This window comes from Chryseobacterium sp. MEBOG07 (assembly GCF_021869745.1).
GTDB classification, from domain to species: domain Bacteria; phylum Bacteroidota; class Bacteroidia; order Flavobacteriales; family Weeksellaceae; genus Chryseobacterium; species Chryseobacterium viscerum.
In genome coordinates, this window is record NZ_CP084579.1 from 386355 (window position 1) to 404636 (window position 18282).

Consider the following 18282-nt stretch of genomic DNA (forward strand, 5'->3'; position numbering starts at 1 on the left):
TCTTGGAAGAAAATGGAAAAGTAAAAGTTGCATATTTGTAAACTTTTATATTTGAATAGAAATTGGAAATAGAAGAATGATAGGAAAAATAGATAAAAAAGTGATTATTATTTAAACGCAAAGTTTAATAAGTCAACGGATATGTTTTAAGGAAGCAAAGGTTGCGACGTTGTCGTTAATGAAGTGTAATTATTAGGTATACGCTTAGAAAGAATCAATGAAATTGATTCCATTCTTTGCTCTCTTAAAGGTCGTGGGTTTGCTAGATAAAAACTTTGCGTTAAAAAAGAACGCAGTTAAGCAGTATAAAAATAAAGAACAAGCATCACGCAGCTTTCATCGCTGATGCTTACCGGAACGTGAGGAAACTTTCCGTTGAAATATAAAGAATCACCTTCTTTTAAGATGATCTCCTCATTATCAATTAGATACTTTACTTCTCCTTTCAGGATATATTTGAATTCCCAGGCATCTGTAATTACCTTTTCTCTTTTAGAATGAGGTTCAAGAGTCAATAATACCGCTTCAAAACCCAAAGAATGAAGGCTTTTGCTGAAGATATGCATATACTTGAATCCTTCAGCCTCTACTTCTTTTTCTATGGTTTGCTGGCTTTCTTTCGGAACATAAATGAACTTGGCATGGGACTTTTTCTCCACTCCTTCGAAAAAATAACTGGCATCAATCTCAAGAGACTGAATCAGATCCAGTAAAACAGGGAGCGAAGGAATTGTTCTTCCATTTTCAATCCTAGAAACAAGACCGTTACTCACATTCGCTTTGAAAGCCAGTTCGTTGATGGTTAAATTATTCTTTTTTCTAATATCCTTTAATCTCTTACCGATACCTATTAAAAAGTCGTTCATACGCTGTGCAATTTAACCTGAATTATTTTTTCGTCATTCTATTAAAAGCAAAGGTAATATTATTCTATAGAGTTTGGACAAGGGCGGGAATCAATTCATTGAAAATTATTATAGAGGATGAAAAGCTGAAGGAGGCCAATGATGTGAAAGAACAACAAGGCAGGTTTTCTTTTGAAAAGAATTGAATCGCTAATTTCCCTTTTTGCCCATCCCAAGAAAATTTCCCTATTTTTGTAAAACTCCTTATTTCATCTATGAAAAAAATTATTCTTATCGAAGACGAAACCAGTGTAGTTTCTTTTATCAAAAAAGGACTTCAGGAAAATGGATATGAAATTTCTGTGGCTTTTGATGGTCGTACAGGAGTGCAATTGGTGCAGGCCAATGATTTCGATCTGGTAATTTTGGACATTATGCTTCCGGAAATGAATGGTCTGGATGTATGTAAAGAAATAAGAAAAACCAATCAGAGTGTTCCTATTTTATTCCTTACAGCTTTGGGAACATCTGAAAATATCGTTCTCGGACTGGAAAGTGGAGGAGACGATTATCTGGTAAAACCTTTTAAATTCATTGAACTGGTAGCGCGTGTGAAGTCTTTGTTGAGAAGAAGCAACAACAATGGACCTCAGGAAATCGCTGAACCGGAGCCTGATAATGAACATGTGTTTCAGTTTTCAGACCTGATGGTAAATGATTATACCAAGAAGGTGAGCCGTGCAGGAGAAGATATTTCTCTGACATCAACAGAATACAAACTTCTGCTGTATTTCCTGAATAACCCTGAAAAAGTAATTTCAAGAGCGGAAATTCTGGATGCGGTATGGGGAGTAAACTATGAGCTGGGAACCAATGTAGTAGATGTTTACGTCAACTATTTAAGGAAAAAGCTGGATCATCAGGATGATAACAAACTAATTCATACTGTAATAGGAATGGGGTATGTATTGAAAAAAACATAATGTATGTTTAATAAAGTGATTACAAATCAGACCAAAACGATGGTGCTTTTGATGTTGGTTTTTACAGCCATCATTTTGCTGTTCAGTGGTTTGGTGTACTTTTCAATCGTTAATTTTTCACATCAGAGATTTTATGAACTGCTAAAGATCAGAACGGCAACCATTGTTCAGATTGAAAAAAGCAAAGATCACCTCGATCTTCCGGAAAACTATGTTCTCAGCAGTCTGAATGATGAGGAGCTTCCGATGGAAAAAGACTACGTTTTCGCGGTGCCTACGGATTCCAATTTCAAGAAGATTTCTCAGGAAGTTCATATTCCGGATTATTTCTTTAAAAATATTATCAAACAAGGTGAATCCAATTATAATGATGAGGAATTTTATTATATAGGTCAGAGCTTCAGGTATGATGATAAAGATTATATTGCGATTGCTTCGGCTAAAAACCATTACGTCGTTTATTATCTTGGCTTTTTAAAAAGAACCCTGCTTACCTGTATTGTACTTTCGCTGTTCTTCAGTATGATCTTTTCTTTTTATCTGTCTAAAACTTTATTTAGACCGATCTTAAAAATTACAGGAAAAGTAAAGGAGATCAGTTCTGAAAACCTTCACTTAAGGCTAGAGGCTCAGGCGGACAATAAGGAGCTTAATGAATTGGTGGATACCTTCAATGATATGCTCAACCGTATTGAAACCTCTTTTGAAACCCAGAATCACCTGATCGGAAATGTATCTCATGAATTGAGAACTCCTCTTACATCAATTATGGGAGAGGCAGACGTTGCACTTTCTATCAGTAGAACAGCTGACGAATACAAAGAAACCCTAGGAATCATTCTGGATGAAGCCGAAAAGCTGGATAAAAAGATCAAAGCTTTACTAATGATTGCCCAAACCGGTTTTGACGGAAAGATCCAGAAAATGGATAAAGTAAGAATCGACCAGCTGCTTTGGGATGTCATTGAAACCCTGAGAAGAATTGATTCCAGAAATAATATTTACCTTGATATCAGTATGCTTCCCGATAATCCGAAGAAATTAAAGGTACAGGGAAATGAACAGCTTCTCCATCTTGCCGTTGCCAATATCATCAGTAATGGCTGTAAATATTCTAACTTCCAGCAGGTAAAAGTTTCTTTAGGAGCCACCAATACAGATGTCTACATCATTATAAAAGATAACGGTATCGGAATTCCTGAAGTAGAAATGAATAAAATCTACGACCCATTCTTCAGAGCCTCCAATACAAACAACTATGAAGGCTACGGAATCGGGCTTCCGTTGGCAAGAAACATCGTAAGAATGCACCATGGCGAACTGATCGTAAGTTCACACGAAAATCAAGGAACAACTGTACAAATGCGTTTCCCGAATTTCTATAGTATGATGCAGAAAGGGGAATAAGCGAATAGGCAGATAAGGATCTTCCTTTATGGGTGTTTTCAGCTTACGACACTCTTTTTTTTCTTTTATTAGTCTGAAAAACAATCTTATAGCAAATAACTTCTATAAGCCATTCGCCCTTTTGCGATTTTGCTTTTTTGCCATGTTAACACCCCCTTAACAATTTTCTAATCTCATTTTAATCTCTTTAATCACATTTTAATTCCATTCCAAAGATCTTCTAATTTGGTCGTTCTAGTTTTGTATTATCAAAAAGATAACACAATACAAAATAATAAAGAACATGGCTAAAACAATTTTAATTGCGACAGATTACTCTCTTGAGTCATTGAATATATTGAAAAAAGTACTTAAGGAGAAAGATGCATCAGAAGATCAGAATCAATATAATATCCTTCTGACTTCCGGATACGATTCGGGAGATTCTATCAGAGACCTTTTATTCACGACCAAAACATCGGTTTTCAATAAAATCAGACCTGAAGAGTTTTGTGATGCCTATGGAATAATCAGTAATAAATACCCTCATCTGGTGAATAAAGTTATCTGCGATGTTTTTACAGGAAGCTTCCAAAGAACATTCAACCAGTATGTAAAAGCGGAAAATATTGAAGAGGCATATTATTCTCCATCTATCAAAAGCAAAGGAAAAGGGAAATTCGACCTTATTCCTTATATCAAAAAATGCAAAGAGCTGCAGTCTCGTGAAATTACGGTTGAAGTAAGAGAAAGACTTCCGGAAAGAGGAAGACTGGCGGAGATCTTTGTAGAGGTCTAAAAATTAAACACTATTTAAAAAGATAAAAAATGTTAAGAAATTATAGTAACAGCAGGACACTGGGAGACAATATCAGGTTGGGGACGCTGACTGCCTTTACGGCGGGTACTATAAATATTGCTTCCCTATTGATATTTCTCTCTTTTACATCGAACGTAACGGGACACTACGCTATTTTGGCGGCAGAAATCAGTAAAGGAAACTGGACTCAGGTAGGCGTAGTAGGCGGATGGATATTTTTATTCTTCTTCGGAAGTTTTCTATCCAACTTTATTGTGATCAATTTTAATAAGAAAAGTAAATACTTTGCCCATTCTATGCCTATTGTGCTGGAAATTATATGTCTGCTTTTTGTAGGGGTGTATGGGCAGTTCTATTATCAGAAAACATTAGAAGAGACAGAATATTTGGTAGCCCTGATGCTTTTTGCCACCGGATTGCAAAACGGATTGACGGCAAGTATCTCCAATTTCTCTGTGAAGACCACCCACCTTACCGGAACAACCACCGACTTGGGAATCCTGGTATCTATGTTTACACAGAAAAAATACAGAAGAAACGGAGAGCTGATTGGTAGAGCAAAACTGCTGATGAGTATTATGCTTGCTTACGTCACGGGAGCCGTCTTCTCTGGATTGACTTATTATTATCTGGAGTTCAGGGTATTCTACGTGATCAGTTTATGTCTGTTGATTGTAATTGGGTATGATGCCTATAAAATTCATGTGCGTCACTTCAATACGAAGTACAGATACAACAGGATTTATAAAAAGGCTAACCTCTTGGCTTACCTTTATGAGAAAATCCATGGAATTCCTAAAAGAGAAGAAAAAAGAAAGCTTGTCTTTGAGGATTAAAATATAAAACACACTATTAATTTTTTGTATAAACTAGCTGTAAATGCCCTTATTTTATTATAAAATAGGGGCGTTTTTGTGAAAAATTATCTCGCATATCAATATTTTGGTTGTTTTTCGCCAATTTTCATTGGTATATAAATGAAAATTTTCGGATCAAATAAATAAACTTGCTAAAGCCCTTCATTACAAACATTAAAAAAAATGGTTGGGGATAAATGGGCAAAAATGTTGATAATTAAATATTAAATCACGATTTTAGTGTTTTAATTCCCGTTTTCATTGACTATTTTTGTAAGTTGATTTACGTTTTTATGTCAGATATTATTCAGCTTTTACCGGATCATGTAGCCAACCAAATTGCAGCGGGAGAGGTGGTGCAGCGCCCTGCATCCATTGTGAAGGAGCTTTTGGAAAATGCTATAGATGCAGATGCAACGAAAATTGAATTGATCATCAGGGATGCCGGGAAAAACCTTATTCAGGTGGTAGATGACGGAAAAGGGATGTCCGAAACAGATGCGAGAATGGCATTTGAGAGACATGCCACTTCCAAAATTAAAGCGACAGAAGATATCTTTAAGATTTCAACAAAAGGTTTCCGTGGTGAAGCTTTAGCTTCTATTGCAGCGGTTTCCCAGGTGGAACTTAGATCCAAGCAGAAAGACACCTCCATTGGGACTAATATTTATATCGAAGGTGGAGTTTTTCAGTTTCAGGACCCTATTCAGACATCAGACGGATCAAACTTTTTAGTAAAGAATCTTTTTTATAACGTTCCTGCAAGAAGGAAGTTTTTGAAAAATAATAATATTGAATTCAGACACGTAATTGATGAATTTCAGCGTGTTGCATTGGCTCATGAGAATTTGGAATTTTCTCTTTTTCATGATGATGAAGCTGTTTTCAGACTGAGAAAAGGAAGTCAGATGCAGCGTATTGTTGATGTTTTCGGAAGAAAGCTTCAGCCGCTTTTGATTCCTATCAAAGAAGATATTATCTGGTGCAAGCTTCATGGGTTTGTTGCCAAGCCTGAAGGTGCCAAGAAAGCAAGAGGCGAGCAGTTTCTTTTTGTGAATGGAAGATATTTCAGAAGCCCTTACTTCAATAAAGCAGTACAGGAAGCTTTTGAAGGACTTCTTCAACCTGGATATGTGCCGTCATTTTTCCTTTTCCTGGATCTTGATCCGGAGAAAATAGATGTGAACATCCACCCGCAGAAAACAGAGGTGAAATTTGAAGATGAGCACCTTATTTTTGCCTTGCTTCGATCAACCATTAAAAGATCATTAGGGATCTACAATGTTTCTCCAAGCCTTGATTTTGACAGAGATCCGGAATTAGATCAAATGATGAATAAGCCGATTCCAAGCAAAGGAAATGGTTTTGTAAAAATGCCTGAAATCATTGTAGACAAAGATTATAATCCGTTTCTGGAAGAAAAAATTGTAGTGCATCCAGAGGAAATTCAGAACCTTACGGAAATGTACCATCAGAATATTACGGCAGAGCCTTCAAAAATCAATTTATTTGAGGATGAAGATTTTGACGAAGATCTTATGAGACTTCCCAACGGGTACTGGCTTTTCAATAAAGGGGATGTGACACTAATGCTGGATTTGGGGAGAATGCATAGGTTATTAGTTTCTGATGGTAACAAATCTACCAGAAAATCAGGTACAAACAGTCATGCTCTTCTTTTTTCTCTGGAGTATCATATGAATGAGATTGAAAAGACAAAATACAATTCGATCAAAAAATATCTTCCGGAATTAGGGTTTGACATGAAAATTGCACATGAAAGTGTACTTCGAATAGATTCACTTCCTGAGGGACTGAAAGAAACACAGGCTATGCAGTTCCTGGAAAATCTTTTTGAAATTCTGGAATATAAGACAGAAGATGAATTTATGCAGTATTACCATAACCAATGGAATAAAATGCAGTCGAAGTCAAGATTTGACTTTATTTATAAAAAAGATGCGGAACAGCTTATCAAAGATTTTACAGCATTAGGCTTCCCGGAATTTTTACCGGACGGCAAGAGATGCTTCTATGAAGTTCCGTTTAATGATTTTAAAAACAAATTTTAAAAAATATGTTTAACAATATACCGCCGATTACAAGAAATCTCATTATTATAAATGTTATTGTATACTTGGTTGCAAATTTTTTGCTTCCGAATTTATACAATACACTTTCAGGTTTTTATCCTTTTTCTCCCAATTTTGAATCTTGGCAGATTATTACGCATATGTTTATGCATGCTCCGCTTAAGGAATCTGGAGGTATAATGCATATTTTATTCAATATGTTTACATTGTTCAGCTTTGGGCCCATTTTGGAACAGACATTAGGTGAAAAGAAATATCTGATATTATATTTTGCGAGTGGCTTAGGTTCATTTTTTCTATTTAACCTTTGGAATTTTGTAGAAGCTCAACAAATTATTTCCGGCCTACAAAGTTTAGGCTTAAATGCATCTGAAATTTACCCGAAAGCAGCCATTGACTATTTGGGGGATTTGAAAATCAGTGCAACTACAGCTGAAGGACTGGAACTATCAAGTCGCTATTATACATTGTTAAAATCTCCTATGTTGGGTGCTTCCGGAGCTATTTTCGGAGTAGTAGCAGCATTTGCAACATTATATCCGGATTCTAAAATTGGAATCATGTTTATTCCTGTTCCGATTAAAGTAAAATATCTGCTGCCTATTATTGTTGTTGTTTCTGTATACCTTGGTCTTTCCGGTAATGGGGGCGGCATTGCTCACCTTGCTCACGTAGGAGGAGCTTTGGTAGGATGGCTGTTGGCACTGAGTTGGAAAAAGCATTTGTATAGATTCAATTAAAATAACATTGTGAAGGCTTTCCGACTCATCCTATTTATTCTGCATCTTGGAATTCTATTTTTACTGCTGGGCACTTTATTGAATGCTTATGTTCCACCGAAGGTTTTTCCTTGGTTTAATCTGCTTTCTTTAGGTTTCCCGGTGCTTATTATCTTATATGTCATTCTAACAATATTCTGGGTATTCAGCTGGAAAAAGAGAGCTTTTGTATTCATGTTTATGGGGTTGGCTTTTATCAATCCTGTAAAACGATGGGTCAATTATTCCTCTCCTAAAAAAGGACAGTCTGAGATAAAAGTGGTTTCCTTCAATACCAGAGCTGGCGGCCGAGGAGGTGAAGAGATAGGACCTTATCTGAGATCTCAAAATGCGGATGTGCTTCTTTTACAGGAAGATGCCGGTGTAGTGTATAAGTTTGAAGGGTATCAAAAAGCAAATCCTACTGCGGGTCTTACCGTTTTAACTCAACATAAAATTATCAGTTACAAACTATTAGAACCCCAAGATGAAAATGTAAGGATTCCTGGGTTACAGGTCGATATTGAAATAAAAGGAAAGGTTTACAGATTTATTGATGTTTATCTTAATCCGTTCAGGTTTGAAAAAGATATGATAAAACCTGGCAAGGATGCGGATACCAATGAACAAAAGGTAAAAGATGTTATTAAAAGACTTATTCCAACCTTTAAGAAGCATCAGGAGCAGGTAGACCTGATCAGACAATCCATTGAAAGTTCACCGTATCCTGTTATTCTAACCGGAGACTTCAATTCTGTTCCTAATTCTTATGAATATTACCATCTTTCTGAAGGACTTGAAGATGCATTTTTAACAGCAGGAAAGGGAAGTGCTACCAGTTTTCATGACTATAAATTCCCAATCAGAATTGACTATGTTTTTTCTTCTAAATCATTACGTGCATTATCTTATGAAGTAGATCGTTCTGTCAGAATTTCAGATCATTATCCGGTGATTGTAAAGTTTTCAACAGAGGGCAAGTAATCATAAAAATAGTTAAAGTTTCACTGCTTGGTAGGGTTTTTGCTTAAAAACATCCGTACCAAGACCGTTTTTATGAAGTCGAATCAGATATTACTATTTATACATATCGTTGTTGCTGTTTTACTCTTATGCACATTAGGGAATGCGTGGATTCCTCCTAATCTTTTAGGGACCCTTAATCTTCTCTCTCTTGGTTTCCCTTACATAATGGCAACGTATCTTATTCTTACGCTGGTATGGGTCTTTAAAAGACAAAAAATTGCTATTGCCTTTGCTTTAGGGACTCTTGTTTTTATTAACCCGATTAGACGCTGGGTCAACTTTTCTCCCAAAACAGAAAATTTAAAAACAATTCGAGATATCAAAGTATTGACTTTCAATGTGAAATATGGAGAATATGGCTGGGATAAAGTAAAAGACTATATCAAAGCACAGGATGCTGATATTATCCTTGTACAGGAAAAAGACACCAATCGCGCATTGAGGAGAGATCTTATAAAATATCCTTCAGTCATTCTTAAAACAAAGCATAAAATTGTAAGACAGGCAGAGCTGATTGATGAAAAAGCACGAGGAAATTCGTTTTATGCTGATATAGATATCAATGGAAAAATTATCAGAATTATAAATGTCTATCTGGAGCCTTTCAGACTTCATAAATCGATGTTTACAAAGCTGGATGCACTAGGTTTTGGGAATGTTTCTACTTTACTATCTCATATGACGCCGACATTTCAGGCACATGAAGATCAGGTAAAAAGAATCAGAAAAATGGTAGATCTATCACCTTATCCGGTTATTCTAGCCGGTGATTTCAACTCTGTTCCCAATTCTTATGAATATTATAACCTCGGAAAAGATCTTCAGGATGCTTTTTTGGTAGCAGGAAAGGGAAGTGCAAGCAGTTTTCATGATTATAAAGTTCCTTTAAGGATCGATTATATCTTTACTTCGAAATCCATTATTCCACTAAGTTATAAAGTAGACCAGTCTGTGAAATTATCGGATCACTATCCTGTAATTGCAGAATTTCTGCTAAATTAGTTCCATGAAAAATTTACTGTCTGCGATTTTTATTTTTACAATTCTCTTCACCTCCTGCTCTAAGAAAGAATCTCCGGGTTTCGCTGCTGAACAGGATGTTAAGATGCATTATGATACTGTTGCTGTTGATTCCTTTTCTACAGGAGCTGTTTCAGTAGATATTGCCCGTAAGATAAGAATGTCTTCACCACAATATCTAGACTCTGTAAAACAGGCTAAAAAGCTTCAGGCAGAAGAAAGTAAGCTTAAAGCAGAGCTTGAAAAAGAAAACAAAGCAAAACAGGAAGAGGAAAAGAAAAAAACAGACGCAGAAAAGAAGAAAGCTCCAGAAGGGCCATCTGTACAAAATACCAAAACAGAATAAATCAATATCATTAAAAATATATAATATGAAAAAGCAAATCCTTGCAGCTGTAGTGATCTCAGTATTCACTGTAGCGTGCACAAAATCAACCACAAAAACAGAACAAGTAGAAGGTTCTGATGGCTCAGTTACAACAACAACAACTACAGTTACGGAAACGCCTAACGTTGTTGATAGTGCAAAAGTCAACAAAACAAAAGAGGACGTTAAGACTAAAGTAGATGAAGCTGGAAACAAGATAGATAATGCTGCCCAAAAAGCTAAAGATAAAATTGATGCTACTGCAGACAAGACAAAACAGGATCTTCATAAGGCAGGACAGGATATCAAAACTGAAGCGAACAAAGTTGGGAAAGATATTAAAAGCGGAGCGCAGGAAGTAGGAAAAGATGCAAAAGATGCTGCGAAAAAAGGAGCTTCAAAAGTAGAGGAAGCTGCTAAAAAAGTAAAAGAAGACTTAAGCAAGTAAAATAAGAAGCCGCAACTCAATGAGATTGCGGCTTTTTATTCATTAGTTTGAAAGGAAAATTCTTTCTCTTATTTATTCATTTCCAGCAAAGGTTCAATATATTCCCGGTCATTGCTCAACCTTGGTACTTTATTTTGCCCTCCCAGCTTTCCTTTGGCCTCCAGCCAATGATAGAAAAGGTTGTTTTTAGCGATGTGTACAATCGGTCTTTTAAGAGTTATATTATTGTATCTTTTCGCTTCATAATCGGAGTTGATGGTCTTTAAATGCTTATCAAAAGCATCAACGAAGCTATCCAGATTATCCGGATGCTGACTGAATTCAAAGATCCATTCGTGAGCACCCCCTTCATTTTCTTTCATAAACACCGGCGCGCCTGTAAAATCAGTGATTTGTGCTCCTGTAGCTTCACAAGCTCTAGCCAGGGCAGATTCTACATTAGTGATCATCAGTTCCTCCCCAAAAGCATTGATATAGTGTTTGGTTCTTCCTGTTATTTTTATTCTGAAAGGGTTTGTCGAAGTAAAAACTACTGTATCACCTATGAGGTATCTCCATAGACCGCCGTTGGTTGTGATAACCATAGCATAGTTTTTTCCAACTTCCACATCTTCCAGACTTACGACTTTTGGATTCGAAAAATGAAACTGATCCATAGGAATAAATTCGTAAAATATTCCATAATCCAACATCAGAAGCATTTCATCACTGTCAGATCTATCCTGTATGCCGAAGAACCCTTCAGAAGCATTATAAATTTCGTAGTAATTGATGTTTTTTCCGATGATCTGTCGGAATTGCTCCCTGTAGGGCTTAAAGCTGATTCCACCGTGAAAAAACACCTCCAAATTAGGCCACAGCTCGGAAACATTTTCTATATTGGTTTCCTTTAATACTCTTTGAAGAAGAACCATCATCCAGCTGGGTACCCCAAGGATACTCCCCACATCTTCATTTTTTACTTCAGAGGTGATCGCTTTCAGCTTGCTTTCCCATTCTCCCATCAAAGAAACCTTCTTGCTGGGAGTTGTCGTTATTTCTACCCAAAACGGGAGATTATCGATCAAAATAGCAGATAAATCGCCAAATTTGGTGTTAAAGTCTGCATACAGTTCAGAACTTCCGCCTAAACGTAAGTTTTTATAATTAAAAAGCTGATTTTCAGGATGATTATTGGCATAAATGGAAACCATATCTTTTCCGGCTTTCATATGGCAGTATTCAAGACTTTCCGCTGAAATAGGAATGAATTTACTTTTCGCATTTGTTGTTCCGGAAGATTTTGCAAAATGTTTGATATAACCAGGCCAGCTTACATCTTTTTGTCCCTGTCTTGCTTTTTCAATATAAGGCTCCATTTCTTCGTACGTAACAATAGGAACTTTATTTTTAAAATCCTGATAACTTGATATAGAATTGAATCCGTATAATTTACCATACTCCGTATCTTCTGCATGAAACAACTGAGAAAAGAGTATACCTTTCTGTGTTTCAATGGGATGGTCCATGAAATTTTGTATCTGATCTATCCTTTGACGGATAAACCAATTGACTACAGTATTGAAAAGTGCTTTGGTTGCCATTCCAACAAATATAATGATATTTGAATTTTCAGGAAATTTTTTCAGAAATTAAATAAAAAAACCGTTACGAAATATGTAACGGTTTGATATTTAGATTGTTGTTTCTTAACAATACTCATCGTATGCTGCCTGAAGGTTAGCTGCAATAGCTCCTGCAGGGTTTCCTTCGATGTGGTGTCTTTCCAGCATGTGAACCAATTCACCATCTTTGAAAAGTGCTACGCACGGAGAGCTTGGTGGGAATGGAGCAAGGTGTTTTCTTGCTTCTACCACAGCTTCTGTATCGAATCCTGCAAATACAGTTGTTAAGTGATCCGGTTTTTTATCTCCTGTCAAAGAGTATACTACCCCTGGTCTTGCAGCTCCTGCAGCACATCCACATACGGAGTTGATTACCAATAGTGTAGTTCCAGACTGCTTCAGTGCATCTTCTACCTGAACCGGAGTTGTTAAATCCTGGAAACCTTTATCTGTAAGCTCTGCCTTCATTGGCATTACTAAATCTGTTGGATACATATATTTTGTTTTTTATCGTTACAAAGTTAAGAAATTCTTTGCGTTTGTTCAATATATAAAAACTATCAATCGTTTAGTCATATAAAATTAACCAGATATTAATATTGTAATAATATTTAAAAAATGATGAATTAAAATTAGGAATAATAAAATATTAGTATTAAATTTGAAATGATTCTGAAAAACAAACGACCATGAAAAAAACATTTAAGGCTTTCCCTCGAGCAATCAATCACTTAAATACTTTCTGAAATATGGTAGTATCTTAATTCTTTTTTTAGTTTAGAATCAAAACTGATTAACAAACTTTAATATCCAAAGAAAACGAAGCCCGAAACTGAAAAGTTTCGGGCTTGTTTAATCAAATCGATATGCAAAGGTTGTATATCCTTAGTTATGGAATGAGATACGTGTTATGTGAGGTTTGAAATCAACCCAAATCCCGGAACACGGATCACATTATGAAAGGAGCTTCTTAACCATCTCGGAAATACTTTTTCCGTCTGATTTTCCAGCTAATGCTTTTGAGGCAGCTCCCATTACCTTCCCTAAATCTTTAAGAGATTCAGCTCCGGTTTCAGAAATAATGTTTTTTATTTCTGTTTCTAATTCTTCAGCAGAAAGCTGCTTAGGTAAAAATTTCTCAATGACTTTCATTTGAGCCTCTTCTACTTCCGCCAGATCCTGTCTGCCCTGAGCTGAAAACTGCTCAAAAGAATCTTTACGCTGCTTGATCATTCTTTGTAGAATAGCGATCTCCTGCTCAGCAGAAACTTCAACGCCTCTTGCTTCTGTTTTTAAAAGAAGAATCTGAGATTTTACAGCACGAAGAGAATCCAGAGCAACTCTGTCTTTTTCTCTCATGGCTGTTTTTATAGCCTCACTGATAATATTTTCTAAACTCATAAATATATAATTTGAGAATTTGAAAATGAAATAATTTGAAAATAATAAAAGCAATGGTAAATGATTGATTTTTATATTATTAATTAAAATAATTAGCTAATACATTAAATTCATAGTCCCTACCAATTGGTTAATTTTCAAATTCTCAAATTATTTCATTTTCAAATTAATTTTAGTCTACGTCTTTATTTAAAAATCTGTTTTCTCTGATCTGCATAGATCCATTGTTGTCAGATAGATAAGTGTTGATATTCTGGTCTGAAGCATTGGTTCCGTCGATCGAAATATTTTTTCTTTTGAAAGCAGGAATAGATTCAAATTCACTTTTGCTGTCAAAATTCTGGTAGCGTGAATTGAATTCTTTTAATTTATTTCTTCTTTCAACCACTCTGTCCTGATCCATCGTTTTATTCACAAACGTGAATTCCGATTCTTCAGTTTGAGGGGCTTGAATTTCTGTTTTATTTTCAAAAGTTGATCTTGTTTCTGCCTTTGGCTCTTCCTGTTTCTGGTAGAATGTTTCAATCTTTTGAGCAGGCTCAGCTACTGCAGCATTCGAAGGGGTATTAAATTCTGCTTTTGGCTGTCCAAAATCTGTATTAGGCTCATTTCTGACAGGTTCGTTGACAAAGAAACTGAATTCAACAGATTTTTCCTCTGAAAAAGAATTGCTGAATGTGTTTCCTGATTGCGGCTCATCTTTTTTATTTTCAAAATCAAATGAGAAAGATTGGATCTCCAGATCATTCGGATCTTCATTTTCTTCATCAATAGACAACAAGCTGTATTCCTGATCGCCTTCTTCTTCGTTTCTCCAGTGTTGTTCAGGGGTATTTACTGTGTTTTCCTCTTTATCAAAGAATCTTACATCAGTTTTAATTTCTTCCTCCTCAATAATCATTTTTTTTTCAATAGATGTCACCTTAAACTGTGGAGTATTATGGTCTTCATCATCTAATCTGAAATGATTGCTTCTATTGGTGTCATATGCGGTTTCTGGAGCAGATTCTCTTTCCTCTCTTGTTTTGAAAGGAGAGTTTTTTGGAGCTTCAAAACTATCGTTAAGACTGATTCTGATTTTCTCAGTAGGGCCTGCAAATTTCTTGTTATCATTAGAGAATCCTGTTGCAATAACAAGAACGCTTACAGCATCTCCCAATTCTTCATCAGCACCCACCCCGAAGATGATATCTGCGGTATTTCCTGCTTCTTTCTGAATATGATCCATAATAATACCGATCTCATCCATGGTTACTTCTTCTGCACCACTTCTGATCAACAATAGAACATTCTTAGCTCCTGTAATCTTATTGTCATTCAATAATGGGGAGTCAAGAGCTTTTCTTACTGCTTCTTCAGCTTTATTTTCTCCTGAAGCTGTTCCTGTAGACATAAGAGCTGTTCCGGAGTTTTGAAGTACAGATTTAGCATCTCTAAAGTCAATGTTTACATCAAAATAACCCGTAATAACCTCTGCCATTCCTTTAGCAGCGTTTGCTAAGACTTCATCAGCTTTGGAGAATCCCTGTTTGAATCCAAGGTTTCCAAACTGTTGTCTTAATTTATCATTGTTGATAACAATTAAGGAGTCAACATTATTTTTTAATTTTTCAAGACCATTTTCAGCCTGGTCTAGTCTTCTTTTCCCTTCAAAACTGAAAGGAACAGTGACAATACCCACTGTTAAGATACCCATGTCTTTTGCTACTTTCGCAATGACAGGGGCTGCTCCGGTACCGGTACCACCACCCATTCCGGCAGTGATAAACACCATTTTGGTGTTTTGGCCCATAGCAGCTTTGATATCTTCAATACTTTCGATTGCTGATTTTTCTCCCACTTCAGGATCGGCACCAGCACCAAGACCTTCTGTGATGGTTGTTCCTAACTGAACTTTATTAGCAACGGGGTTATTATCTAAAGTTTGAGCATCCGTATTACAGATCACGAAATCTACTCCGTGAATTCCTTTTTCGTACATGTGCTTCAGAGCGTTGTTTCCACCGCCCCCTACACCGATTACTTTTATGATGGATGAATTTCCTTTTGGCAAATCAAATGAAAATCCTTGTGTACCTATATTTTCCATAACTATACTTTTAATAATTGATAACTGATAGATGATAATTGGTGAATGATATTCGTTTTAAGTTAATAAATATTAATTTATTTTACGTATAATTCATCAAAATCTTTTATCATTTATATTTATTCTACTTCTTCAAAGAATTTTTTTACTTTTTCCATAAGCGACTGCCCGAAGGTTAGTTTCGCTTTTCTGTTTTCTTGCTTTTCTCTCTCAAAAGACTGTTGCTCCTGAACAGGTGTTGCCTGCTGAACCGGTTGAACAGTTTCTGTCTGTGCCACAGCGACTTCCGGTTTTGATTGTTCAGTGACAATTTCTACCTCTTCATCAATATTCTGTCTTTTGTCTCTGATTTTTAAACTCTCCATCAGTAACCCGATAGACGTAGCAAATTCAGGACCTTTCAGATATTGATTTTTATCGTTGGCGATATATTCATTCGCAAAACCGATTCTGCTGTCAAAACCTGTGGTATAATTGGCCAGCTGACGAAGATGCTTCAAGTTTGAACCCCCACCGGTAAGAACAATTCCGGCAATCAGTTTTTTCTTTTGTTCAAAAGCTCCGTACGCTTTCAGCTCTGTATTTACCATTTCCAAAACTTCTTCTACTCTCGCATTGATAATCTGTGCAAGGGTTTTTAAAGAAATTTCTTTATCCGGTCTTCCATGAAGTCCCGGAATGGTTACAAAAGTACTGTCTTTTTCTAATTCGGGAACAGCCGAACCAAACTTTACTTTCAGTTGTTCTGCATGTTTCTCTATAATGGAACAGCCTTCTTTGATATCTTCGGTAATAATTCCGCCTCCGTAGGGAATAACACAGGTATGACGGATGATATTATCTTTAAATATGGCAATATCTGTTGTACCACCACCAATGTCTACAATGGCTACACCAGCTTCTTTTTCTTCTTTTGTAAGAACAGCTTCTGAAGAGGCTAGTGGTTCCAACGTAAGAGCTTCCATTTCTAGTCCTGCTTCACGAACGCATCTTGCAATATTTCTGATGCTGCCCATTTGGCCTACTACGACATGGAAGTTTGCTTCTAAACGTTTTCCGTGCATCCCAACGGGTTCCTGAATTTCACCCTCGGAATCCACTTTATATTCTTGAGGAAGTACATGGATAATTTCTTCTCCAGGAAGCATGACCAGTTTTTTTACCTGATCTTTTAATGCTTCGATGTCGTCGTCTGTAATAAATTTATCAGGATGTTCACGCATAATATAATCGGAGTGCTGCAGAGAACGAATGTGTTTTCCTGCAATACCTACCGTAACTTTGCGGATAGGAACTCCAGCACTGGATTGTGCTTCGGATACTGCAGCCTTGATTGAATTAATGGTTTGTGAAATATTATTCACAATACCTTTATGAACACCAAGACTTTTAGCTTTTCCTACACCGAGAACTTCTATTTTCCCGTGTGCATTCCTTCTTCCGACAATCGCGACTATCTTTGTTGTCCCGATGTCCAGACCTACTGAATACTCTTGATTTTCCATTTTTATATCGATTTGATTTTTTCTACTTTTTTCCTTTAAGGAGGATCTCCTATTTGTGTATTAAATGTGCTGAATAACTTATTCTATTTTTACTTTTGCCTTTGGCTTTGGTTTGGACAGGGCCTTAGCGGTTGATTTTTTCTCTGTTTTTTTCGTCTCTTTTGTATGTGTTTTTGTACTCTCTTTCGGTTTTGCCGGTGCAGAGCTTGTTTTTTTTGTTTCTGCTACTTTTGGCTTGATTTCAGTCTTCTTGCCAGAAGTTGCAGAAGAAGGAGCTTTTGCCAGTTCCATTTTTCCAGCTTTCAAAATGCTGTCGTTTTCCTTAAAATAAGGGTTTAAAGTAGTGACAATCTGGTTCTGGTATTTTACAGAAACCATGCTGTACTTCTGAGGATCCTGATATACGAGGTATTTTTCCACGAACGTTTTAAATCCTTTTACTTTAAAATCAATATTATCAAGATCTCCGATCTCTACTCTGTAATTTCCTTCACTCGTCAGAAGATTATAGCTCTCTTTATATTTTGAAATCCCAATGAAGTATTTCTTGCTAAAATCGTCTTTGTCTATCTTTTCAACCAGTTCTGCCAGTTTCTCATATTCATCCGGCTGTACATTTCCGGTTACCAGCATGCAAGGGTGCGAATACGTCCTTGAAATAGGGAATTCAATTCCTTTTTCATCCACATAAAAGTCTTTCCCGTCTTTGTTAAGTCTGAAAACCGGGACTCTCTGCTTGATATCCAGATTCAACTTCCCATTCAGATTCAAGTAGACATTGGCACTATCAACAGCTGGAAGAGAATTAATCTTTTTTTCTAAAGATGGGATATTAAGATCTCCAACGTTTCCTGATGGGTTTTCTTTTTTTACAATCTCCCTGATATCCTTTTCATCGACGAAATACACCGGAGTTTTCTCACTCATTTTTACAGAAATCTTATTGTCCGTAATCTGTTGGTGGCTGAATCTCTTCAACGAGAAACTCAGTAACAATCCAAGGATGATTACAGTGACAGCAATTTTTAATATTCTGTATTTATTTTTCATATTTTTTTCTTCGCGAGCATTGCGTTTATA

17 protein-coding genes are annotated in these 18282 nt (G+C 36.3%); 10 read left to right on the forward strand and 7 right to left on the reverse strand.

All coding sequences use genetic code 11. The features are described 5' to 3' along the window. Window positions 1-296: 296 nt before the first annotated feature. Window positions 297-866 carry a helix-turn-helix domain-containing protein gene (locus LF886_RS01825; RefSeq protein WP_236852375.1) on the reverse strand — a complete coding sequence of 190 codons (570 nt, stop codon included), beginning with the start codon at window positions 864-866 and terminating at the stop codon, window positions 297-299. Between the two features lie 254 nt (window positions 867-1120). Between LF886_RS01825 and LF886_RS01830 the strand changes: the two genes are divergently transcribed. The 10 genes from LF886_RS01830 to LF886_RS01875 all read left to right on the forward strand — a co-directional run bounded on the left by LF886_RS01830 (window position 1121) and on the right by LF886_RS01875 (window position 10603). After that, window positions 1121-1828, forward strand: coding sequence for a response regulator transcription factor (locus LF886_RS01830; RefSeq protein ID WP_236852376.1), 708 nt, complete (start codon window positions 1121-1123; stop codon window positions 1826-1828). A 3-nt stretch (window positions 1829-1831) separates the two neighbouring features. After that, window positions 1832-3235, forward strand: a complete 1404-nt coding sequence (locus tag LF886_RS01835; protein ID WP_124533086.1) for a sensor histidine kinase — start codon at window positions 1832-1834, stop codon at window positions 3233-3235. 283 nt (window positions 3236-3518) lie between these two features. Continuing rightward, window positions 3519-4013, forward strand: a complete 495-nt coding sequence (locus LF886_RS01840; RefSeq protein WP_109737888.1) for a hypothetical protein — start codon at window positions 3519-3521, stop codon at window positions 4011-4013. A gap of 29 nt (window positions 4014-4042) precedes the next feature. After that, window positions 4043-4870 carry a YoaK family protein gene (locus LF886_RS01845; RefSeq protein ID WP_236852377.1) on the forward strand — a complete coding sequence of 276 codons (828 nt, stop codon included), beginning with the start codon at window positions 4043-4045 and terminating at the stop codon, window positions 4868-4870. Between the two features lie 314 nt (window positions 4871-5184). Next, window positions 5185-6963 carry a DNA mismatch repair endonuclease MutL gene (gene mutL, locus LF886_RS01850; RefSeq protein ID WP_236852378.1) on the forward strand — a complete coding sequence of 593 codons (1779 nt, stop codon included), beginning with the start codon at window positions 5185-5187 and terminating at the stop codon, window positions 6961-6963. 5 nt (window positions 6964-6968) lie between these two features. Then, entirely contained in the window at window positions 6969-7724 is a 756-nt protein-coding gene (locus tag LF886_RS01855; protein WP_236852384.1) for a rhomboid family intramembrane serine protease, read from the forward strand. A gap of 9 nt (window positions 7725-7733) precedes the next feature. Beyond that, entirely contained in the window at window positions 7734-8726 is a 993-nt protein-coding gene (locus LF886_RS01860; RefSeq protein WP_236852386.1) for an endonuclease/exonuclease/phosphatase family protein, read from the forward strand. Between the two features lie 72 nt (window positions 8727-8798). Next, window positions 8799-9770, forward strand: a complete 972-nt coding sequence (locus LF886_RS01865; RefSeq protein WP_236852387.1) for an endonuclease/exonuclease/phosphatase family protein — start codon at window positions 8799-8801, stop codon at window positions 9768-9770. 4 nt (window positions 9771-9774) lie between these two features. Beyond that, window positions 9775-10134 (forward strand): hypothetical protein, encoded by a 360-nt coding sequence (locus LF886_RS01870; protein ID WP_236852389.1) that lies wholly within the window; start codon window positions 9775-9777, stop codon window positions 10132-10134. A 25-nt stretch (window positions 10135-10159) separates the two neighbouring features. Beyond that, window positions 10160-10603 (forward strand): hypothetical protein, encoded by a 444-nt coding sequence (locus tag LF886_RS01875; RefSeq protein WP_236852390.1) that lies wholly within the window; start codon window positions 10160-10162, stop codon window positions 10601-10603. Between the two features lie 68 nt (window positions 10604-10671). On the opposite strand, the gene LF886_RS01880 is transcribed toward LF886_RS01875, so the two are convergent. The 6 genes from LF886_RS01880 to LF886_RS01905 all read right to left on the reverse strand — a co-directional run bounded on the left by LF886_RS01880 (window position 10672) and on the right by LF886_RS01905 (window position 18252). Next, a complete protein-coding gene (locus LF886_RS01880) occupies window positions 10672-12186 on the reverse strand; it encodes a GH3 auxin-responsive promoter family protein (RefSeq protein WP_236852392.1) in 1515 nt (504 codons plus the stop codon). Between the two features lie 105 nt (window positions 12187-12291). Continuing rightward, window positions 12292-12702, reverse strand: a complete 411-nt coding sequence (locus LF886_RS01885) for a BrxA/BrxB family bacilliredoxin (protein WP_103235094.1) — start codon at window positions 12700-12702, stop codon at window positions 12292-12294. A 459-nt stretch (window positions 12703-13161) separates the two neighbouring features. Continuing rightward, window positions 13162-13608, reverse strand: a complete 447-nt coding sequence (locus LF886_RS01890; protein WP_236852393.1) for a GatB/YqeY domain-containing protein — start codon at window positions 13606-13608, stop codon at window positions 13162-13164. A 172-nt stretch (window positions 13609-13780) separates the two neighbouring features. Then, entirely contained in the window at window positions 13781-15697 is a 1917-nt protein-coding gene (gene ftsZ / locus LF886_RS01895) for a cell division protein FtsZ (RefSeq protein WP_236852395.1), read from the reverse strand. 119 nt (window positions 15698-15816) lie between these two features. Further along, complete coding sequence (ftsA, locus tag LF886_RS01900) at window positions 15817-17202, reverse strand: cell division protein FtsA (protein ID WP_236852396.1); 1386 nt, start codon at window positions 17200-17202, stop codon at window positions 15817-15819. A gap of 78 nt (window positions 17203-17280) precedes the next feature. Further along, window positions 17281-18252 carry a cell division protein FtsQ/DivIB gene (locus LF886_RS01905; protein WP_236852398.1) on the reverse strand — a complete coding sequence of 324 codons (972 nt, stop codon included), beginning with the start codon at window positions 18250-18252 and terminating at the stop codon, window positions 17281-17283. Window positions 18253-18282 lie beyond the last annotated feature (30 nt).